Annotated in this window: 19 protein-coding genes; 1 reads left to right on the top strand and 18 read right to left on the bottom strand. The window is 67.1% G+C overall.

What is annotated here, in order from left to right; genetic code table 11:
• From BP26_RS0119125 to bioB, 8 genes are all read right to left on the bottom strand, one after another.
• On the bottom strand, positions 1 to 600 hold the full coding sequence (locus BP26_RS0119125) for a cytochrome c oxidase assembly protein (RefSeq protein ID WP_036517404.1): 600 nt from the start codon (positions 598 to 600) through the stop codon (positions 1 to 3).
• 6 nt (positions 601 to 606) lie between these two features.
• Positions 607 to 735 carry a hypothetical protein gene (locus BP26_RS30930; RefSeq protein ID WP_281172781.1) on the bottom strand — a complete coding sequence of 43 codons (129 nt, stop codon included), beginning with the start codon at positions 733 to 735 and terminating at the stop codon, positions 607 to 609.
• A gap of 19 nt (positions 736 to 754) precedes the next feature.
• Positions 755 to 2,386 (bottom strand): cytochrome c oxidase subunit I, encoded by a 1,632-nt coding sequence (locus tag BP26_RS0119115; RefSeq protein ID WP_029922168.1) that lies wholly within the window; start codon positions 2,384 to 2,386, stop codon positions 755 to 757.
• Positions 2,387 to 2,535: 149 nt separating this feature from the next.
• Positions 2,536 to 3,705 carry a cytochrome c oxidase subunit II gene (coxB, locus tag BP26_RS0119110; RefSeq protein ID WP_366518053.1) on the bottom strand — a complete coding sequence of 390 codons (1,170 nt, stop codon included), beginning with the start codon at positions 3,703 to 3,705 and terminating at the stop codon, positions 2,536 to 2,538.
• Between the two features lie 138 nt (positions 3,706 to 3,843).
• Positions 3,844 to 4,356 carry a DUF2244 domain-containing protein gene (locus BP26_RS27855; RefSeq protein ID WP_051749174.1) on the bottom strand — a complete coding sequence of 171 codons (513 nt, stop codon included), beginning with the start codon at positions 4,354 to 4,356 and terminating at the stop codon, positions 3,844 to 3,846.
• A 101-nt stretch (positions 4,357 to 4,457) separates the two neighbouring features.
• On the bottom strand, positions 4,458 to 5,132 hold the full coding sequence (gene bioD / locus BP26_RS0119100) for a dethiobiotin synthase (protein WP_036517402.1): 675 nt from the start codon (positions 5,130 to 5,132) through the stop codon (positions 4,458 to 4,460).
• A gap of 5 nt (positions 5,133 to 5,137) precedes the next feature.
• Positions 5,138 to 6,418 carry an 8-amino-7-oxononanoate synthase gene (gene bioF, locus BP26_RS0119095; RefSeq protein ID WP_211254977.1) on the bottom strand — a complete coding sequence of 427 codons (1,281 nt, stop codon included), beginning with the start codon at positions 6,416 to 6,418 and terminating at the stop codon, positions 5,138 to 5,140.
• Between the two features lie 24 nt (positions 6,419 to 6,442).
• Entirely contained in the window at positions 6,443 to 7,480 is a 1,038-nt protein-coding gene (gene bioB / locus BP26_RS0119090; RefSeq protein WP_036517400.1) for a biotin synthase BioB, read from the bottom strand.
• Positions 7,481 to 7,573: 93 nt separating this feature from the next.
• On the opposite strand from bioB, the gene BP26_RS0119085 reads away from it, so the two are divergent.
• Positions 7,574 to 8,272 (top strand): ComF family protein, encoded by a 699-nt coding sequence (locus BP26_RS0119085; protein WP_029922162.1) that lies wholly within the window; start codon positions 7,574 to 7,576, stop codon positions 8,270 to 8,272.
• A gap of 28 nt (positions 8,273 to 8,300) precedes the next feature.
• Here BP26_RS0119085 and ubiA read toward each other — a convergent pair whose 3' ends face one another.
• The 10 genes from ubiA to BP26_RS0119035 all read right to left on the bottom strand — a co-directional run bounded on the left by ubiA (position 8,301) and on the right by BP26_RS0119035 (position 19,929).
• A complete protein-coding gene (ubiA, locus tag BP26_RS0119080; RefSeq protein WP_029922161.1) occupies positions 8,301 to 9,176 on the bottom strand; it encodes a 4-hydroxybenzoate octaprenyltransferase in 876 nt (291 codons plus the stop codon).
• A 464-nt stretch (positions 9,177 to 9,640) separates the two neighbouring features.
• The gene (gene recG, locus BP26_RS0119075; RefSeq protein WP_084183235.1) at positions 9,641 to 11,761 is read right to left on the bottom strand and encodes an ATP-dependent DNA helicase RecG; all 2,121 of its coding nucleotides are present in this window, start codon (positions 11,759 to 11,761) and stop codon (positions 9,641 to 9,643) included.
• Positions 11,762 to 11,780: 19 nt separating this feature from the next.
• Positions 11,781 to 12,164, bottom strand: a complete 384-nt coding sequence (locus tag BP26_RS0119070) for a RidA family protein (RefSeq protein WP_029922159.1) — start codon at positions 12,162 to 12,164, stop codon at positions 11,781 to 11,783.
• A 103-nt stretch (positions 12,165 to 12,267) separates the two neighbouring features.
• Positions 12,268 to 14,436 (bottom strand): RelA/SpoT family protein, encoded by a 2,169-nt coding sequence (locus tag BP26_RS0119065; RefSeq protein WP_084183234.1) that lies wholly within the window; start codon positions 14,434 to 14,436, stop codon positions 12,268 to 12,270.
• Positions 14,437 to 14,602: 166 nt separating this feature from the next.
• Positions 14,603 to 14,866: a DNA-directed RNA polymerase subunit omega gene (gene rpoZ, locus BP26_RS0119060; protein ID WP_029922157.1), complete on the bottom strand. Its 264-nt coding sequence runs from the start codon at positions 14,864 to 14,866 to the stop codon at positions 14,603 to 14,605.
• A gap of 239 nt (positions 14,867 to 15,105) precedes the next feature.
• A complete protein-coding gene (gene gmk, locus BP26_RS0119055) occupies positions 15,106 to 15,759 on the bottom strand; it encodes a guanylate kinase (protein WP_051749173.1) in 654 nt (217 codons plus the stop codon).
• Between the two features lie 149 nt (positions 15,760 to 15,908).
• Positions 15,909 to 17,495: an OpgD/OpgG family glucan biosynthesis protein gene (locus BP26_RS0119050; protein ID WP_029922155.1), complete on the bottom strand. Its 1,587-nt coding sequence runs from the start codon at positions 17,493 to 17,495 to the stop codon at positions 15,909 to 15,911.
• Positions 17,496 to 17,667: 172 nt separating this feature from the next.
• Positions 17,668 to 18,474, bottom strand: a complete 807-nt coding sequence (locus BP26_RS0119045; protein ID WP_029922154.1) for a MetQ/NlpA family ABC transporter substrate-binding protein — start codon at positions 18,472 to 18,474, stop codon at positions 17,668 to 17,670.
• Between the two features lie 41 nt (positions 18,475 to 18,515).
• On the bottom strand, positions 18,516 to 19,178 hold the full coding sequence (locus BP26_RS0119040; protein ID WP_029922153.1) for a methionine ABC transporter permease: 663 nt from the start codon (positions 19,176 to 19,178) through the stop codon (positions 18,516 to 18,518).
• Between the two features lie 13 nt (positions 19,179 to 19,191).
• Entirely contained in the window at positions 19,192 to 19,929 is a 738-nt protein-coding gene (locus tag BP26_RS0119035; RefSeq protein ID WP_051749172.1) for a methionine ABC transporter ATP-binding protein, read from the bottom strand.
• Between the last annotated feature and the right edge of the window lie 111 nt (positions 19,930 to 20,040).

The raw sequence follows: 20,040 nt of genomic DNA, 5'->3' as shown, positions 1-20,040 counted from the left end.
TCAGCTTTTAGGTGAGATCGTTTGCTGCTCGGTGCTGCTTTTCGGCGCGTTCTGCTGCGCCAACTCGGTTACATCGAAAAACGTGTACGACAGCGTGACCGTATCCACATCCGCCGGCAACTGCGGATCGAGCATGAAGCGCACCGGCATGCGCTTGGCTTCGCCGGCCTTGAACGGCTGCTGGCTGAAGCAGAAGCACTCGGTCTTGTGCAGATGCTTCGCCGCATTCCACGGCGCGACACTCGGCACCGCCTGCCCCACCACGTCCTTGTCCCGTTGATTCTTCGCATCGAAATACACCGTGTACAGCTTGCCCGGATGCACTTCGATCTGCGCCTGGTCGGCGCTGAAACTCCACACCTGACCGCCATTCACCGTGGTCAGGAACTGCACCTTGACGATGCGGTCGCTGTCCACCCGTTCCTTCACATCGCTCGACACCAGCATGCCGTTGTTCTTGCCGTTGAGCCCGGTCAACTGGCAGATGGCGCCGTACAGGGGCACCATGGCGAAGCCGAACCCGAACATGAACAACACCACCACTGCCAGCTTCCAGCTGCCGCGGCGGGCGCCTTTCCTGCCGGTTGCTTCCTCGGACAAGAGCGCTCAGCCTCCGCGGTGACTCATCGACCAGAAGAAGGCGGCGACGAAGGCGAACGCCAGCAGGGCCAGCCACAGCGCGGTGCGTACATTGCGCCGGGCCAGGTCCTGGTTGCCGCGTTTCGTTTCGTTCACTGCCTTCCGGTCGTCCTGATCAATGGGCCCAGGGGCTTTCGGCATCCGTCACGTGGGGCGGATCCTCGAAGGTGTGGTACGGCGCCGGGCTCGGCACGGTCCACTCCAGGCCATAAGCGCCATCCCACACGCGAGCGGTCGCCGGCTTCATGCCGGTGCGCCAGAGTGCACAGCGCAGGATGTTGTAGAAGAACACGAACTGGCCGATGAAGAACAGGAAGGCGCCGACCGTGGAGATCTGGTTGAAATCGGTGAACTGCACGGCGTAGTCCGGGATACGGCGCGGCATGCCGGCGAGGCCGACGAAATGCTGCGGGAAGAAGGTGACGTTGATCCAGACCACCGACCACCAGAAATGGACCTTGCCGAGCGTCTCGTTGTACATCACGCCGGTCCACTTCGGAATCCAGTAGTAGACGGCGGCGATGATGCCGAACACCGCGCCGGGCACCAGCACGTAGTGGAAATGCGCCACCACGAAGTAGGTGTTGTGGTACTGGAAGTCGACCGGGGCCAGGGCCAGCATCAGGCCGGAGAAGCCGCCGATGCTGAACAGGAAGACGAAGGCCAGTGCGAACAGCATCGGCGTTTCGTAGGTCATCGAGCCCTGCCACATGGTGGCGACCCAGTTGAACACCTTCACGCCGGTGGGCACCGCGATCAGCATGGTGCTGAACATGAAGAACAGCTCGCCCGCCAGCGGGATGCCGACGGTGAACATGTGGTGCGCCCAGACGATGAACGACAGGAAGGCGATCGAGCCCATGGCGTAGACCATGGAGGCGTAACCGAACAGGGGCTTGCGGGCGAAGGTCGGGATGATGGTCGAGATCACGCCGAAGGACGGCAGGATCAGGATGTACACCTCGGGATGGCCGAAGAACCAGAAGATGTGCTCGAACATCACCGGGTCGCCGCCGCCGGCGGCGTTGAAGAAGCTGGTGCCGAAGTATTTGTCGGTGAGCAGCATGGTGACCGCGCCCGCCAGCACCGGCATGACGGCGATCAGCAGGTAGGCGGTGATCAGCCAGCTCCAGGCGAACAGCGGCATTTTCAGCAGGGTCATGCCCGGCGCGCGCATGTTCAGGATGGTCACCACCACGTTGATGGCGCCGGTGATGGAGCTGATGCCCATCAAATGGATGGCGAACACCAGCAGCGGGAAGGAGTTGCCGGTCTGCAGCACCAGCGGCGGGTAGATGGTCCAGCCGCCGGCGGGGGCGCCGCCCGGCAGGAAGAAGGTGCTGAGCAGCAGGGCGAAGGCGAACGGCAGGATCCAGAAGCCCCAGTTGTTGACGCGCGGCAGGGCCAGGTCGGAAGCGCCGATGGTCATCGGCACCATCCAGTTGGCAAGGCCGACGAAGCCGGGCATGACGCCGCCGAAGATCATCACCAGGGCGTGCATGGTGGTGAACTGGTTGAACAGCTCCGGATCGAAGTACTGCATGCCGGGCTGCCACAGCTCGGCGCGGATGGCCAGGGACATCAGGCCGCCGATGATGAACATGGTGGCGCTGAACCAGAGGTACAGGGTCCCCAGGTCCTTGTGATTGGTGGTCTTGATCCAGCGCATGATGCCCTTGTCGGGACCATGGGCGTGATCGTGGCTGTGGTCGTGACCGTGGTCGTCGTGAGCGTGTGCTTCTGCCATGACTCTAGCTCCTACCTCGAATTCGGATTACTGCTTACTTGCCGCGCAAACATGTTTGTGACTGGATCCCGGCTTTCGCCGGGATGACGGCCCATGCTGCGGGCTAATTCTGTCGCATCACATCAAGATCAAGATAATTCACTTGTGGCTTACTTGCCGCGCAGAGCCGTTACCTGCGCAGGCTGCACGTCGCCGGAATGGTTGCCCCAGGAGTTGCGCTCGTAGGTGGCCACGGCCGCGACGTCGGCATCGGAAAGCTGGGGGCCGAACGGCGGCATCGCGTTCTTGCCCTTCAGGATCTGGGTGATGTGGGCGTCGACCGGGCCGGCGACGACGGCACTGCCGACCAGGGCCGGGAAGGCCGGCTTCATGCCCTGGCCGGTGGCCTGGTGGCAGGCGGCGCAGGTGGCGGCGTAGATCTTCTCGCCGTTCTTGACCAGTTCGTCATGGTCGAGCTTGGCCGGCGCGGCGGCGGCAGGCTTGGCGGCATCGGCGGCCGGGGTGGCGGCTGGAGCGGCTGCAGCGGGAGCGGCCGGGGCGGCGGCGACTTCGGTTGCGGCGGGCGCGGCGGCGGCGGGAGCCGGGGCTGCGGTGGCGCCCTTCTGCTGCGCCAGCCACTGTTCGTATTCGGGCTCGGACACGGCCTTGACGACGATCGGCATGAAGCCGTGGTCACGGCCGCAGAGCACGGTGCACTGGCCGCGGTAGATGCCGGGCTCGTCGATCTTGGCCCACATCTCGTTGATGTAGCCCGGGATGGCGTCCTTCTTTACGGCGAGGTCGGGCACCCACCAGCCGTGGATGACGTCGTCGGAGGTGAGCAGGAAGCGGACCTTCTTGCCGACCGGCAGGACCAGGTAATGGTCGACGTCGTGCAGGTAGTTCGGCACGGTCTTGGGGTCGATGCCGGAATGGAGCTGGCGCGCGGCGTTGGCCTTGGCTTCCAGGGTGCTGAAGAAGCTGACGCCCTGATCGACGTATTCGTACTGCCACTTCCACTGGTAGCCGGTGATCTTGACGGTCAGGTCGGCGTTGCGCGTGTCGTACATCTTGATCAGGGTGCCGGCGGCCGGAACGGCCATGGCGATCAGGATGAGGAAGGGGATGATGGTCCAGGCGATTTCCACGGTGGTGCTTTCGTGGAAGGTGGCCGGCACCGGATGCTTGGTGCGGCGATGCGCGAACAGCGAGTAGAACATCACGCCGAAGACCAGCACGCCGATGACGACGCAGATCCAGAAGACGTACATGTGCAGCCACCAGACGCGGTGGCTGATTTCGGTCACGCCCTTGGGCATGTTCCAGTAGGCATTGTCCATCGTGTCCGCCGCGCGGGCGGCGAAGGTACCCAGCCCAAGCAGGGCGGCGACGATGCTGCGGAGGACCAGATTGACTCTGGGGCTCAGGTTCGGCATTCCCCTCTCCAAAAATGACTACGCCTAATCAATATATGCAGCTCATCCCGGAGCGGACTCCGGGTTACGACCGTCCGGCTTGCGGCGCCAGCCGGGGTGTATCAGTTCGCGCATGCGTGCGGCGAGGCGTTCCCGCTCCTCGTCCGTCAGGCAGCGTCCCAGTTCGAGACTCTGCCCCAGACTGCTCAGCAGCAGCCGGCTAGGGCTGTTGCGATACGGGCCGGTCTCCAGCAGCACCCGTGTACTCGACCGCGTGAAGCGTACCTGCAAGCCGGCGCCGCGTCCTATTTCACCGACTTCGACGCGGATGGCGTCTTGGTCGAAGTCCACCACCTCGCGGTAGCGGTTGCGGCGCAAGCTTACTGCCAGGGCCGCTGCCAGCGCGACCAGTTCCAGTCCGGCAAACGGGAGAATCGGCCAGAAGCCCTTCAAGGCAAAGAAGCCGCCGATCGCCAGCGACACCGCGCACATCCAGGCCATGAACCAGACCGCCTGCCGCACGCTCATCGAAGCGTTCGGTCCGATCACCAGTCGCGTGTTCACGGAATACTGCATGTTCGCGTTGCTGGACGTCCGTCCGGAATCCGCCGGGCCGCCAAACGCCGGTATTTTAGGGGCCTGCGTCCGCAGGCGTAAAGCGAAACCTTGGAAAAGGCTTACGTTTGCAACACTTGCTCATCGAACAAGGCGGCGATTTCGCCGGTGCCGGCACCGGCCGGCACGGTGGCGAGCAGTGGCGCAGGCATCAGTGTGCGCAGTGTGTCGATATTGTCCCGCAGGCGCTCCTGGACCGGCGGCATGACGTTGGCGATCCAGCCCAGCAAGCGGGTTTTACGCTGGATGGACTCGGCGCTGAGTAGGGCATGATTGATACACCCCAGGCGCATCGCCACCACCAGGATCACCGGCCAGCCGTGTTGTCCGACCCAGTCGGCGTAGCTGTGGCGCGCGTTCAGCGGCACCAGCCAGCCGCCCGCGCCTTCCACCACGACCCGGTCGTGTCCGCGCGCAAGATGGTGGTGCGCGGCGTCGAGCGCGGCCAGGGCGATGTCGATGCCGGCTTCGCGCGCGGCCAGGTGAGGGGCGATGGCGGGCTCGAAACACCAGGGGTTCACCTCCTCGTAGCTCAGCCCGGGCGTGGAAGCGGCATGGAGCAGCAGGGCATCGTCGTTGCGCAGGCCGGCGGCACTGCGCTCGGCGCCGGAGGCGAGCGGCTTGAAGCCGGCGGCGCTGTGGCCTTCGGCGCGGAACCGCTGCAGCAGGGCCTGGGCGATGCGGGTCTTGCCGACGCCGGTATCGGTGCCGGTGACGAAAATCGTGGCGGAAGCCACGATCTTCAGTGACTAGTGGTTAGTGGCCAGTGATTAGTAGAAGCGGTTGTTTCGCCTTTACTAGCCACTAACCACTGATCACTGTTCACTTGCCTCAATCCGTCCGCCAGCGCCTCCAACAGGCCATCGATCTGCCCTGAAGTGTGGGCGGCCGACAGCGTGATGCGCAGGCGCGAGGTGCCGCGCGGCACGGTGGGCGGGCGGATGGCGGCGACCCAGTAGCCCTGCTCATAGAGGTGGCGCGAGAGGCTCAGCGCGCGTTCCGCCGCGCCCAGCACCAGGGGCTGGATCGGCGTTTCCGAGGACGAGAGGTTGAGGCCGAGTTGCGCGGCGCCGCTGCGGAAGCGGTGGATATTGGCGTGCAGGGCTTCACGCCGCTGCGGCTCGGCCTGGACGATGCGCAGCGCGGCGCGCGCGGCGGCGGCGATGGCCGGTGGCGGCGCGGTGGAGAAGACCCAGCTGCGCGCGCGCTGGATCAGGTATTCGATGAGGGTGTCCGAGCCGGCGACGAAGGCGCCGGCGGCGCCCAGGCTCTTGCCGAGGGTGGCGACGTGGACCAGGGGCGGCGGCAGCGGCGCCGCGGGGTGCGACAGCAAATCGAGACTGCCCTGCCCGCGCTCGCCGAGCACGCCGAAGCCGTGGGCGTCGTCGACCATGAGGTTGCCTTCGTAGGCTTCGCACAGGGTGGACAGGGCCGGCAGGTCGGCGAGGTCGCCGTCCATGCTGAAGACGGCGTCCGTCACCAGCAGGGCCTGGCGGCCGGCGTCCCGCGCCTCGCGCAGGGCGCGGCCGAAGCCGCCGAGGTTGCCGTGGGGCACGCGCACGCATTCGGCGCCGGAGAGCCGGCCGCCGTCGATGAGCGAGGCGTGGTTGAGCTCGTCGGCCACCAGCACGTCGTCGCGCCTGAGCAGGGCGCGCAGCACGCCGAGGTTAGCCGCCCAGCCGGTGGAGAACAGCAGCACGCGCGGCCTTTGCAGGAACTCCGCCAGCTCTTCCTCGAGCCGGGCGTGCTCGCGGTTGTAGCCGGAGACCAGAGCGGAGGCGCCGCTGCCGGTGCCGGAGGCGTCGAGCGCACGCTTGGCCGCTTCGGCCAGGCGCGGGTCGGCGGCGAGGCCGAGATAGTCGTTGCTGCAGAAGTTGATGCAGGGCTTGCCCTGCACGGTGAGCGCGACGCCATGGCCGCCTTCGACGGCGCGCCGCACGCGGTACAGGTCTTCGGCGCGCAGCTGCTTCAGTTCAGCGGCGAGCCTTTGCTCCAGGCCCGGGTGCGGGGTTGGACCGTCCACGAAAAGATCTGGTCGTCGGCAGGATCAGGCGGTGGCCGCTGCGTGTTCGGCGACGCCGGCGTGATGGTGGTGATCGCCGCAGGCATCGGCCTTCACCACCGCGCCCTGCCCTTCCGGCTTGAGGCCGAGGCGCTGGAACAGCTGGCGGTCCTTGTCGTTCTGCGGGTTGGAGGTGGTGAGCAGGCGCTCGCCGTAGAAGATGGAGTTGGCGCCGGCGAAGAAGCACAGGGCCTGGAGCTCGTCGTTCATCTGGGTGCGGCCGGCGGAGAGGCGCACGTGGGAGCGCGGCATCATGATGCGGGCGATGGCGATGGTGCGGACGAAGTCGAAGGGATCGAGCGGGGCGGCGCCGTCGAGCGGGGTGCCGGGCACCTGCACCAGCTCGTTGATCGGCACGCTTTCGGGCTGCTCGGGCAGGTTGGCCAGGACGCGCAGCATCTCGGCGCGGTCGGTGGGCGACTCGCCCATGCCGACGATGCCGCCGCAGCAGACCTTCATGCCGGCGTCGCGCACGTTGCCGAGGGTTTCGAGGCGGTCCTCGAAGGTGCGGGTGGTGATGATCTCGCTGTAGTGCTCGGGCGAGGTGTCGATGTTGTGGTTGTAGTAATCGAGGCCGGCGGCGGCCAGACGCTGCGCCTGGTGCTGCTTGAGCATGCCGAGGGTGACGCAGGTTTCCAGTCCCATGGCCTTCACTTCGCGCACCATTTCCTCGACCTTTTCGAGGTCGCGGTCCTTGGGCGAGCGCCAGGCGGCGCCCATGCAGAAGCGGGTGGCGCCGTTGTCCTTGGCTTCCTGCGCGGCGCGCATCACTTCCTGCAAGGGCATCAGCGGCTCGGCCTTGAGGCCAGTCTCGAAGCGCACGCTCTGCGGGCAGTAGGCGCAGTCTTCCGGGCAGGCGCCGGTCTTGATCGACAGCAGGGTGGAGAGCTGCACCGCGTTCGGATCAAAATGGGCGCGATGAACCGTCTGGGCCTGGAACAGCAGATCGTTGAACGGCAGGGCGAACAGGGCCTGCACTTCCTCGCTGCGCCAGTCGTGGCGGGTGGCCTGGGCTTCGGACATGGTGACTCCACTGGGGTATCTGAAATGTTGCCGGAATGCTGCCGCGCCAGTTTTGCCGGGCCGGGATCGGCTGTCAACTTATGAGCCACTCCTATGGTTGACGGCGTGTTTTCCGGGCTGTTCCGGCTGTTGCTGCCGGAGCGGTGCAGCCTGTGCCGGCAGGTTGCCCCTGGACCGGTGTGCGGCGACTGCCGCGCGGACCTGCCGTGGAACCACAGCGCCTGCCCGCGCTGCGCCCGGCCGCAGGAAAGCGGGCCGGGGCATGTTTGCGCCACCTGCGCCGAGGCCCCGCCGCCGTTCGATTCCGGCTGGTCGGCGTTCCGTTACCAGATACCGATCGACAAGGCGGTACAGGGACTGAAATACCACGCCGGGTTTCGCAGCGCGCAGTGGCTGGGGCAGGAAATGGGGCGGGCGCTGGCGCAACGCGCCCTGCCCTTGCCGCAGGTCTTACTGCCGGTGCCGCTGCATGCGGGGCGGCTGCGCGGGCGCGGGTACAACCAGGCGCTGGAGCTGGCGCGGGCCATCGGCGGCGTGCTCGATGTGGAAGTGGATGCGCGGGGCGCCGCTCGCTTGCGGGCCACCGCGGATCAGATCGGCAAGAGCGCGGCGGAGCGGCGGCGCAATGTGAAGGGGGCTTTCGCGGTCACGGCCGGGCGCTACGACGGCAAGCACATCGCGTTGGTGGACGATGTGATGACCACGGGGAGCACGCTGGCGGAACTGGCGCGGGCTTGCCGCAAGGCTGGGGCTTCGCGCATCGAGGTGTGGACGGCGGCGCGGGCGGTTTGAGTTTCGGCCCTTGCCGCCAGGGGCTGGTTTAGAGCCAGCCGGCGGGGCGCAGCAGGAGATCCAGCGCGAGGCCGGCGAAGACGGCCGCGCCGAAACGGTTGTTGTCGAGGAAGGCCTGGAAGCAGGGTCCGCGTTCGCGGGTGCGCGTCATCCATTGCTCACGGATCGCGAAGCCCGCAGCCGCCACGAGGCCGGCACCATAGGCCGGGCCGCGTTGCGCCTGCACGCCGACGATCACCAGCAGCACCAGCGCGGCGAGATGCAGCAGGCCGACAATGAGGCGATCGTAGCGGCCGAACAGGATGGCGCTGGATTTGACGCCGATCTTGAGGTCGTCCTCGCGGTCGCTCATGGCGTAGTAGGTGTCGTAGGCGACGACCCAGCACAGGTTGGCCGCCATCAGCGGGGCCGCTTCGCCCCAGGGGACGGAACCACGCACGGCCGCGTAGGCCATGGGGATGCCCCAGGAGAAGGCGATGCCGAGATGGGCTTGCGGCAGGCTGTGGAAGCGCTTGGCGAAGGGGTAGCTGGCGGCGAGGACCACGGCGGGGACGGAGAGCCAGAGGGCGGCGGCGTTGAGATGGCTGGCGATGAGCAGGGCGAGCAGGCAGAGCACGGCGAACAGGGCCAGCGCTTCGCGCGGCGACACTCGGCCCGCTGCGATGGGGCGGTCCTTGGTGCGTTCGACGTGGGGATCGATCTTGCGGTCGGCGAAGTCGTTGATGACGCAGCCGGCGGAGCGCATCAGGATTGTGCCTGCTACGAAGACTGCGAACAGGTCCCAGCTTGGCGTGCCTTTGGAGGCGAGCCACAGGGCCCAGAGGGTGGGCCAGAGGAGGAGGTAGATGCCGATGCGCTTGTTGAGGCGCATCAGGAGGGCGTAGTCGTGGAGGCGCTTGGACATTACTAAGCGTTCGCTAGCAGCACGTATTGGCGCGTGCATGAGTGGGTTTGGATTGCCTTCTGAAACCTTGGCGTGCGCGCTTGCGCGCGGGCATTGGAGTCGCAGATTGAAATTGCGGTTCCGCCTTCAAGGCGGAACCAGGATTTCAGGCAGCGCAGGCAAGGAGCCGCGCGCAAGCGCGTGCGCCGAGATGTCAGAGCTGCGAGGCCAGATCCTTCGCTGCGCTCAGGATGACAAGGGAAAGGCAAAACTGGATTCCCGCCTGCGCGGGAATGACGATGGGGGATAGTTCCGTGCTTGGCCCCTCCCTCGATACAAATCGCTTCGCGATTCACTCGGGACATTCGGAAAAGCACACCCGCTGCGCGGGCACTCGGAGCGAACGGAGGTTGGCGCATTGCAATGAAAAAGCGCCCCTCACCCCGGCCCTCTCCCCATGTTCATGGGGAGAGGGGGAACGGCGATCACACCTGGGCATATTTTTCGGCGTCGCCTACCCAGCGGGCGATCAGTCTCCGTGCTTCGTGCGGTGATTTGTTGAGCCATTGGTCCGCGAGTTTCTGCAAGGGCGGAATCTGCGCGGCATCGCGCACCGGGTCGGCGATCTTGAGGCCGACCAGGCCGGTCTGTTTGCGGCCGAGGAGTTCGCCGGGGCCGCGCAGTTCCAGGTCGTGCTGGGCGATCTTGAAGCCGTCGTGGGTGGTGCGCATGACTTCGAGCCGCGCCTTGCCGCCCTCGCCCAGCGGCGGCTGGTACATGAGCACGCACTGGCTGGCGGTGGCGCCGCGGCCGACCCGGCCGCGCAGCTGGTGGAGCTGGGCCAGGCCGAGGCGTTCGGCGTTGTCGATGATCATGATGCTGGCATTGGGGACGTCGACGCCGACTTCGATGACGGTGGTGGCGACCAGCAGCTGGGTGCCGCCGTTCTGGAAGGCGCGCATCTGCGCGTCCTTTTCCGGGGCCTTGAGGCGGCCGTGGACCAGGCCGACACGCAGCTCTGGGAGTTCGGCGCGCAGCTGGCGGTAGGTCTCTTCGGCGGCCTGGGCCTGGAGCTGGTCGGACTCTTCGATGAGGGTGCAGACCCAGTAGGCCTGGCGGCCGGCGAGGCAGACTTCGCCGATGCGCTCGAGCACTTCGCCGCGGCGCTCGTTGGAGAGGGCCACGGTCAGCACGGGGGTGCGGCCGGGAGGGAGCTCGTCGATGACGGAGACGTCGAGGTCGGCGTAGAGGGTCTGCGCCAGGGTGCGCGGGATCGGCGTGGCGGACATGATGAGCTGGTGCGGGGTGACGCCGCGCGGGCCCTTGTCGCGCAGGGCCAGGCGCTGGCCGACGCCGAAGCGGTGCTGCTCGTCGACCACGACCAGGCCGAGCTTGGCGAAGCGCACTTCGGACTGGAACAGGGCGTGGGTGCCGACCCAGACCTTGACGTCGCCGCGCGCGGCGCGGCGCATGGCTTCTTCCTTCTCGGCTTTCTTCATGCGGCCGGAGAGGACGCCGACTTCGACGCCGAGGGGGCCGAGCATGCGGGCGAGGTTGTGGGCATGCTGTTCGGCCAGCAGCTCGGTCGGCGCCATCAGCACGGCCTGCAAACCGGCCTGGGCGCTGCCGAGCATGGCGGCGGCGGCGACGACGGTCTTGCCGCAGCCGACATCGCCCTGGAGCAGGCGCAGCATTGGCTTGCCGGAGGCGAGGTCGTGGGCGATCTCGCCGATAACGCGGCGCTGCGCGCCGGTGAGGGCGAAGGGCAGCTTCTCCTGCAACATGGCGGAGGCTTGTTGCAGGTTGTCGATGCGCGCGCCGGGCTGGGCCAGGGTGCGCTTGCGCAGCAGGCGCATGCACAGTTGGTGCGCCAGCAGCTCTTCACGCAGCAGGCGCAGTTGCGCCGGATGGCGCTCGAGCAGGAGGTCGCCGAGGTCGGTGCCGCCGGGCTCGTGCAGGACGCGCAGGGCGGTCATGGTGTCCGGCGGGGCGAGGCCGGGCAGTTCGGCGTTGAATTCCGGATCGCGCGCGGCGGCTTCCATGGCTTGCTGGATCAGGCTGCGCAGGCGCTGCTGGGTGATGCCGGTGACGAGGGGATAGATCGGCGTGAGCTTGGGCTCGGCCGGCAGCAGGGCGGGATCGTCGGCGACGCGGTATTCGGGGTGAACCATTTCCAGGCCGGAGGCGCCGGCGCGGACGGTGCCGAAGGCGCGCACCCAGCGGCCCTCGGTGAAGCTCTGCTTCTGCAATTCGTTGAAGTGGAAGAAGCGCAGCAGCAGGCCGCTGCCGCCGTCGTCGATGGCCACGCGCAGGCTGCGGCGCGGGCCGCCGAAGCGCACGTCGGCCGCCACCACCTTGCCGCGCACCAGGGCTTCCTCGCCGGCCTTGAGCTCGTCGAGCGGGACGATGCGGCGGCGGTCCTCGTAGCGGCTGGGCAGGTGGAACAGCAGGTCCTGCACGCGCTCGATGTCGAGCGCGCGCAGTTTCGCGGCCACGGCGGGGCCGGCACCTTTGAGGTAGGTGACTTCGGTGGCGAGGGTGGTGGGCGGCTTGACGCCGGCCGCACGCGGCGCTGTGCGCCGCCCGCCTGCCCCCTCCCTTTTCACGGCCCCCGCCACCGCAGTTCTATTCGAGAACCAGGATCGCGTCCGCCTCGACACGCGAGCCGCGCGGCAGGCTGGCCACGCCGATGGCGGCGCGCGCCGGGAACGGCTGCACGAAGTACTCGCTCATGATTTCGTTGACCTTGGGGAAGTGCGCCAGGTCGGTGAGGAAGACGTTGAGCTTGGCGACGTCCTTGAGGCCGCCGCCGGAGGCTTCGGCGACTGCGCGCAGGTTGGTGAAGACCTGGTGGATCTCGGCCTCGATGGTGGCGTTCTGCAGCTGCATGGTCTTCGGGTCGAGCGGGATCTGCCCGGATAGATAGACGGTGTTGCCGCACTTGACGGCCTGCGAGTAGGTGCCGATAGCGGCCGGCGCCTGGTCGGTGTGGATGATCTGACGGGTCATAGTGGAAAAGTGATTAGTGGTTAGTGGTTAGTGGTTAGTAGAAGCGAAATTTGCGAGCCGCACAAACCAACTGGTCACTAACCACTAATCACAGGCCACTGCTTTAAACGCGGTTGACGCGCTGCACCGGCGGCAGGCGGCGCAGGCGGCGCAGCACGCGCGCCAGGTGGACGCGGTCCTTCACCGTGACGACGAAGCGCATTTCCAGGGCCTCGGAGCCGTCGCGTTCGGGCATCTGCACGTTTTCGATGCTGGCGTTGGCGCTGGAGATTTCGCCGGCAACCATGGCCAGCAGGCCGCGGCGGTTCTCGGCCTTGAGCTTGAGCTCGGCCAGGAAGTCGCCCTGCACTTTCTCCGACCAGATCAGGGGCACGCGTTCCTGCGGTCCGCCCTTGCGGGTCTGCACGTGGCGGCATTCGAGGCGGTGGATGACGATGCCGCGGCCGACGCTGACGTAGCCGCAGATGTCGTCGCCCGGGATCGGGTGGCAGCACTTGGCGTAGTCGATGACCAGGCCTTCGGTGCCTTCGATCTGCAAGGGCACGCTTTCGCCGGGGACGGTGTTCTGCTGCGGGTCCGGCAGGAAGTGGCGGGCCACCAGCGGCGCCAGGCGCGAGCCGGTGCCGATGGAGATGTAGAGGTCTTCCATGTCCTGCAGGTTGAAGGCCTTGAGCACCGCTTCGGTGGACTCCTCCTTGAGGGAGGACAGCGGCACGTGCAGCTCGCGCAGGGCGATTTCCAGCAGGCGGCGGCCGAGGCGGATGGCCTCGTCCTCGCGCTGGTTCTTGAGGAAGTTGCGGATGTGCGAGCGCGCCTTGGCGGTCTTGACGTAGTTGAGCCAGGCGGCGTTCGGGCGGGCGTGGCGGGCGGTGATGATTTCCACCGTCTGGCCGTTCTGCAAGGGCGTGTTGAGCGGCTCGAGCTGCTGGTCGATGCGCGAGGCGACGCAGTGGTCGCCCAACTCGGAGTGCACCGAGTAGGCGAAGTCCACGGCGGTGGCGCCGCGCGGCAGGCGGCGGATCTGGCCCTTGGGGGTGAAGACGTAGACCTCGTCCGGGAACAGGTCGACCTTGACGTTTTCGATGAAGTCGAGCGCGCCGGCGCCGCCCTGCATTTCGAACAGGTTGCCGAGCCATTCGCGGGCGCGCACCTGCGGCGCGGAACCGGGGTCGTTCTTGCCGCCGAGCTTGTACTGCCAGTGGGCGGCGATGCCGCTCTCGGAGATGTGGTGCATGTCGCGGGTGCGGATCTGCACTTCGATCTTGCGGCCCTGCGGGCCGACGCAGGTGGTGTGCAGCGACTGGTAGCCGTTGACCTTGGGGTTGGCGATGAAGTCGTTGAACAGCTCGGAGATGGGCCGGTAGACGTGGTGCACCACGCCCAGGGCGCGGTAGCAGTCGTCGACCTTGGTCACCAGGATGCGGAAGCCGAGCAGGTCCATCACGTCGAGAAAGCGCAGGCGCTTGCGCTGCATCTTTTCGTAGACGGCGTAGAGGTTCTTCTGGCGGCCGACCACCGAGGCGCCGATGCCTTCCTCGCGCAGGGCGCGCTCGAGCTTGTGCTCGAATTCCTTGATCAGGCTCTTGGTGTCGCCCAGACGGTCGTTCACCGCGCGCTGGAACACGTTGTAGCGCTTGGGGTGCAGGTTGAGGAAGGCCAGGTCTTCCAGCTCGGTGCGCAGGGTGTTTATCCCTAAGCGCTGCGCGATGGGAGCGTAGATTTCGATGGTTTCGCGGGCCACGCGGCGGCGCTTGGCCGACTCCACGCCTTCCAGGGTGCGCATGTTGTGCAGGCGGTCGGCCAGCTTGACCAGGATGACGCGCAGATCCTGCGCCATCGCCAGCAGCAGCTTGCGCACGCTCTCGGCCTGCTGCTCGGCGCGGGTCATGCCTTCGACTTTGTGGAACTTGCTGACGCCGTCGACCAGCTCGGCCACGTCCTTGCCGAACAGGCGCACGATCTCGCCCTTGTCGACGGCCGTGTCCTCGATCACGTCGTGCAGGATAGCGGCGCACAGCGTGGTGGCGTCGAGGCGCATTTCGGCCAGGATGCGGGCCACCGCCAGCGGGTGATAGATGTAGGGTTCGCCGGATTCGCGGGCCTGGCCGGAATGCATGCGGGCGCCGAACTCGTAGGCGCGGCGCACTTCGGCGATCTGGTCTTCGGGCAGATATTCCTGCAGCACCTTGCACAGGGCTTCGATGCCGTACTCGCGCGCTACGCGCTGAGTGCGGATCGCCGTGCCGATGCGCTGGATGACCGGGAATTCCATAAGCTCAGTATAGACTGAGGGCGGCGCGCGACGGTGCAAGCTGGACGTCCTGTCCAGGCACCGGTCATCGATGACCGGACTGTTGAAACAATCAAAAGCGGCAAATCAAAAGCAATAAAAAAGGGGCCTTGCGGCCCCTTTTTTGAATCTGCGAAATATCCGCAGCTTACATATCGAAGCTGGGATCCAGCGCTTCCAGTTCCATCTTCGGCTGCTGGATGGCGGGCAGGTCGGCCTCGCTCAGCACGGAGGTGCCGACGTAGCCTTCGGCGATTTCCTTCAGCGACAGGACGGTGGACTTGTGGCTGCCCCAGGGCAGGCGCGCTTCGGCGCCGCGAGCCAGCTGGCGGGCGCGCTTGGCGGCGACCAGGCTCAGTTCGAACTGGTTGGGGATGCGGGCCAGACAATCTTCTACGGTTACGCGTGCCATGACTTACCTGCTGAGAAAACACGGACTAAGCTGCTAATTATACCCAAACCGGGGGCGGCAGGCCAAGAGCGGGGCGGTTTTTAGGCGCCTGGAAATGGGAACGGCACCCGTCGGCTCCGCTTCGCTCGAGCCGACCTACCGGACCGGGACTGCGCCGGTAACACTCGAAATAGTATGGGGTTTCGCTGGCTTTTCAACCGGGACCGGGCGGAGCCCCAGGCCGGAGAAAGCGGCCGGATTTACAGCTTCAATTCCCGGATCAAGGCGGCATGGCGCGCGCGCTGGGCCGGCAGGCCGAGGCGGCGGGCCAGGATCAGGGACTGCAACTCGTCGAGGGCGTGGTCGAAGGTGTCGTTGACGATGAGGTAGTCGTATTCGTCGTAATGCACCATTTCGGCGTGGGCGGCTTCCATGCGGGCGGCGATGACCTCGGGGTCGTCCTGGCCGCGGCCGTGCAGTCGGCGTTCCAGTTCGGCCGCCGAGGGGGGCAGGATGAACACCCCTTTGGCATCCGGTCGCCGGGCACGGATCTGGCGGGCGCCCTGCCAGTCGATATCCAGCAGCAGTTCGGTGCCGGCGGCGAGCAGGCGCTCGGTTTCGGCGAGGCCAGTGCCGTAGCGCCGGCCGAACACCTCGGCGTGCTCGAGGAATTCCCCGGCCGCGACCATGGCCAGGAATGTGGCGTCGTCGACGAAGTGGTAGTGGCTGCCGTGCTCCTCCCCCGCGCGCGGCGCGCGGGTGGTGTAGGACACCGAGATGGCGCAGGCGATGCCGCGCTGCTTGAGGCGTTCCACCAGGGCGCGGCTCAGGCTGGTCTTGCCGCCGCCGCTGGGGGCGGAGACGATCCACAGCGATCCTGGCGGAACTTCGGCATGAGGCTGGGTCTGCGGCATTTAGCGTTCCACCGGGCAATGCGTCGATTTTCGCGCAAAGCCGCGTCTACTGCCTACGGCCTCCCTCACCCCACCACCCGCTCCGCGGGCGGTCCTCCCCTCTCCCGCGTTGCGGTAGAGGGGCATCGGTCGGCGGCTACGCCGCCGGTTCATGTGAACGGGTGGTACTGGAACAGCCAGGTTTCGGACAGGGTGTTGCTGCCCGACTTGAGGTAGAGCCGCAGGTCCACCGGGTCGTTGCCGTCGACGGTGAGGTCGAACTGGGCGCGCCAGTGGCCGCTGACACCGTCCGGCACGGCTTCGGCGAAGACATAGGAGAAGGTGCCGCGCGAGGCGGTCAGCACCGGCTCGGGCTTGACGCCGAACGGCAGGGACACCAGCGGGCCGCCCATGAATTCGACCACGAACTTGCGCACGCCCGCCGGGCGCGGCTGGCCGGGCTGGCCGCCGCGGCCGAGGCGGGTGGCGACGCAGCGCGCCAGCGGCGTGGGGTACGGCTCGTCCGCGCTCCAGTAGAGGCGGTAGTGCAGGCGGTAGCTGGAGCCGGCGCGGGCCGGGGCCTTGGGCACCCACATGGCGACGATGTTGTCGTGGATCTCGTCGTTGTCGGGGATTTCCACCAGCTGCACCGAGCCCTCGCCCCAGCCATCCAGCGGTTCGACCCACAGGCTGGGGCGGCGCTGGTAGTTGACGCCGTCGAGGTAGTGGTCGAAGTTGCGGTCGCGCTGGAGCAGGCCGAAGCCGTGCGGGTTGGCGTCGGAGAAGGCCGAGGCCATGGTGCGCGGCGGATTGTTGAGCGGGCGCCAGATGTGCTCGCCGGCGCCGGTCCAGATGGCCAGGCCGTCGGAGTCGTGCACCTCGGGGCGCCAGTCCACGGCGGTGCTCTTGACGGTCTCGGAGAACCAGTACATCGAGGTCAGCGGCGCGAGGCCGAGCCGGTCGATGTCGGCGCGCAGGAACAGGGCGGTCTCGACCTCCATGATCACCGCCTTGTCGCGGCGCATGATGAAGCGGTAGGCGCCGGTGATGCTGGGGCCTTCGAGGAAAGCGCAGACGGTCACCGTGTCGCTGTTCTCGGCCGGGGCTTCGAAATAGACCTGGGTGAAGGCGGGAAATTCTTCCGGCTTGCCGGCCACCGCAACGTTGGCGGCGACGCCGCGCGCGGACAGGCCGTATTGGTACAGCTCGCCGATGGCGCGGAAGTAGGAGGCGCCGAGGAAGGCGGCCCAGTCGTTCTTGTGCCAGTCGAGCCGGTCCTGATCATCGAGACGGCTTTCCTGGAAGCGGAAGCCGGCGAAGCCGGCGCCCTTGGGCAACTCGCGCGCCGGACTGTCCTTCGGCATGTCGAAGTAGTCCGGGTCGTAGATCAGCTCGCGCGCGCTGGCGCCTTCGGCCAGGTACATGCGCACCGGCGCCTGGAAGTAGCGGCCGAGGTGGAAGAAGGTCACCGGGAATTGCCCCGGGCCCTTGGCGAAGAGGGCGTACTCGGGCTTGAAGTGGATCTTGCCGTGGGCGTCGTAGTCGATGCGTTCCAGCACTTCGCGCGACAGGGTCGGCGGCGGCGCATAGGGCTGCCCCGCCCTGGCGCGGGCTTGCTCGATCAGCGCCTCGAAGGAGAAGGGCGCGGCGGCGCCGAACTGGATGCGCTTGGCCGCGAGCGCGGCCGGCGTGATGCCGAGCGCGGCGAGGGCCATGGTGGCGCTGCTGGCGGTAAGAAAGGTTCTGCGATCGATCATGACGGGTTCCGGCCGGTGGCAAATGATACAGGCTGGAAAGCGCGGAGCGTCACCGCCGTGAATGCGGCGCCCGCCACGCTTCCTGGGGGGACCGTTTCAGGAACGTCGTCGAAAAGATCAGTTCAGCCGCCCCGACGCGGGCCGGGGCGGCTGAACTGGGCAACAAGCATGCTTACCAACCCTGCGGCTTGCTGAATTCCGGATAGGTCCTGGCGATGAAGGCCTTGAACTCGGGGGAGTTGTAGGCGGCGACGAGGTCGTTGACGAAGGGCTGCCCCTTGTCGGCGCTGCGCACCGCGACGACGTTGATGTAGCGGTCGCCGAGGTCTTCGATGTCCACCGCGTCGGCCAGCTTCAGGCCGGAGGCGTAGGCGTAGTTGCCGTTGACGAAGGAGTAGTCGGTGTCGTCGAGCGAGCGCGGCAGCGAGGCGGCTTCCAGCGGCAGCAGCTTGAGATGGCGCGGGTTGGCGGCAACGTCCTTTTCCGAGGCGCGCACCGGGTCGGTGTCGGGCTTCAGTTGCAGCAGGCCGCGCTTGGCCAGCATGCCGAGGGCGCGCGCCTCGTTGGTCGGGTCGTTGGGCAGGGCGATGCGGTCGCCGTCCTTGAGCTCGTTCAGGGCGTGGTGCTTGCGGCTGTACAGGCCCATCGGCTCGGTCGGCACCTGCGCCACCGGCTCGAGCTGCAGATCATGGTCGGCGGCGAACTTGCGCAGGTAGACGATGTGCTGGAACACGTTGGCGTCGAGCGCGCCCTGCGCCAGCGCCAGGTTGGGCTGCACGTAGTCGCTGAACTCGATCACCTTCACCGAGTAGCCGCGCGCTTCCAGCCAGGGCTTGATGCTGTGGCGGATCATGTCGCTGAAGGGACCGGCGGTGGCGCCGATGTTGAGCTGCTTCTTGTCGGCCGCCTGCGCCGGCAGGCCGGCGAGCAGGGCAACGAGGAACAGGGGCAAGGCACGGAACAGCAGTTTGCGGATCATGATGCGTCCCTCTTTATATATGAAGTCTGGAGCGGAAGGGCTCAACGCTTGTCGAGCCGCGCGGCAATGCGGTTGCCGGTGAACTGGATGGCCTGCACGATCACCACCAGGATGGCCACGGTGATCAGCATGACGTTGGTCTGGAAACGGTAGTAGCCGTAGCGGATGGCGAGGTCGCCGATGCCGCCGCCGCCGACCACGCCGGCCACGGCGGTGTAGGACAGCAGGCTCACCGCCATCACGGTCAGGCCCAGCACCAGGCCGGAGCGCGCCTCCACCAGCAGCACCTTGAACACGATCTGCGGCACGCTCGCGCCCATCGCCTCGGCGGCTTCGACCACGCCTCGCGGTACTTCGCGCAGCGACTGCTCGACCAGGCGGGCGAAGTACGGGACGGCGGCGAAAGACAGCGGCACCGCCGCGGCCAGGGGGCCGATGGAACTGCCGATGAGCCAGCGCGTCAGCGGCACCAGGGCCACGATGAGGATGACGAAGGGGAAGGAGCGCACCACGTTGATGAAGCCGTTGAGCACGGCGAACAGCCAGGGCCGTTGCAGCAGCTGGCCGCGGTCGGTGAGCAGCACCAGCACGCCCAGGGGGCCGCCGAGCAGCACCGACGCCGCCAGCGACACCAGCAGCATCAGCGCGGTCTGGCCCAGGGCCAGCCACAGGTCGGGCAGGATTTCGATCAGGGAATCCGACATGGCTCGATAACTCCTATACCGCCTCGAACAGGCGCCGTGCCGCATCGCTGCGCGGCTGCGGCGGTTCGGCCTGGCGCAGGTCCAGTTCCTCCACCACGCGCCCGTTTTCCATCACCGCCACGCGGTCGCACAGCGCGCGCACCACCGCGAGCGAATGGCTGACGATGACGATGGTCACGCCCAGGCGCTGGTTGATGTCGCGCAGTACAGCGAGCAGTTCGCGGGTGGTATGCGGGTCGAGCGCCGAGGTGGGTTCGTCGCAGAGCAGCACCTGCGGCTCGGTGGCGAGCGCGCGGGCGATGGCGACGCGCTGCTTCTGGCCGCCGCTGAGCTGGGCCGGATAGTGCGCGGCCTTGTCGGCCAGGCCGACCAGTTCCAGGCACTGCCGGGCGCGGGCGGCGACGGCTTCACCCTTGAGGCCGGCGATGCGCAGCGGGAAGCAGACGTTCTCCAGGGCGCTGTGGTTATGCAGCAGGTTGAATTGCTGGAAGATCATGCCGATGCGCCGCCGGGCCTGGCGCAGGGCGGCGGCATCGAGCAGGTCCAGGCGCTGGCCGCCGACCCAGATTTCGCCGGCGGTAGGGCGCTCCAGCAGGTTGATCAGGCGCAACAGTGTGGACTTGCCGGCGCCGGAGAAGCCGATGATGCCGAATACCTCCCCGGATCCGACGCGCAGGCAGAGGGGCGCCACCGCTTCGAACGGGCGCGGTCCCGCCGCGAAGCTCTTGGCGACGCCTTCGAGGCTGATCATGGGCGGGGCCTGGGACAAGGGAATGGAGCGGCGCGAGGGTCGCACACTCTAGGCAAAGCGCCGGGCGCGGGGAAATAGCCAATGGTGCTAGCGATATGAAAAACCGCGTCA

This window comes from Nevskia soli DSM 19509, from assembly GCF_000711955.1.
GTDB lineage: Bacteria > Pseudomonadota > Gammaproteobacteria > Nevskiales > Nevskiaceae > Nevskia > Nevskia soli.
Note: the sequence above shows the minus strand (reverse complement) of the source record. Positions and strands in the feature narration are given on the sequence as shown.

Coding starts and splice junctions, on each gene's coding strand:
- BP26_RS0119115 (WP_029922168.1), bottom strand. CDS start 2,386: ATGGCAGAAGCACACGCTCACGACGACCACGGTCACGACCACAGCCAC.
- coxB (WP_366518053.1), bottom strand. CDS start 3,705: ATGGACAATGCCTACTGGAACATGCCCAAGGGCGTGACCGAAATCAGC.
- BP26_RS27855 (WP_051749174.1), bottom strand. CDS start 4,356: ATGCAGTATTCCGTGAACACGCGACTGGTGATCGGACCGAACGCTTCG.
- bioB (WP_036517400.1), bottom strand. CDS start 7,480: ATGTCCGAAGCCCAGGCCACCCGCCACGACTGGCGCAGCGAGGAAGTG.
- BP26_RS0119085 (WP_029922162.1), top strand. CDS start 7,574: ATGGTTGACGGCGTGTTTTCCGGGCTGTTCCGGCTGTTGCTGCCGGAG.
- ubiA (WP_029922161.1), bottom strand. CDS start 9,176: ATGTCCAAGCGCCTCCACGACTACGCCCTCCTGATGCGCCTCAACAAG.
- BP26_RS0119070 (WP_029922159.1), bottom strand. CDS start 12,164: ATGACCCGTCAGATCATCCACACCGACCAGGCGCCGGCCGCTATCGGC.
- BP26_RS0119065 (WP_084183234.1), bottom strand. CDS start 14,436: ATGGAATTCCCGGTCATCCAGCGCATCGGCACGGCGATCCGCACTCAG.
- rpoZ (WP_029922157.1), bottom strand. CDS start 14,866: ATGGCACGCGTAACCGTAGAAGATTGTCTGGCCCGCATCCCCAACCAG.
- gmk (WP_051749173.1), bottom strand. CDS start 15,759: ATGCCGCAGACCCAGCCTCATGCCGAAGTTCCGCCAGGATCGCTGTGG.
- BP26_RS0119050 (WP_029922155.1), bottom strand. CDS start 17,495: ATGATCGATCGCAGAACCTTTCTTACCGCCAGCAGCGCCACCATGGCC.
- BP26_RS0119045 (WP_029922154.1), bottom strand. CDS start 18,474: ATGATCCGCAAACTGCTGTTCCGTGCCTTGCCCCTGTTCCTCGTTGCC.
- BP26_RS0119040 (WP_029922153.1), bottom strand. CDS start 19,178: ATGTCGGATTCCCTGATCGAAATCCTGCCCGACCTGTGGCTGGCCCTG.
- BP26_RS0119035 (WP_051749172.1), bottom strand. CDS start 19,929: ATGATCAGCCTCGAAGGCGTCGCCAAGAGCTTCGCGGCGGGACCGCGC.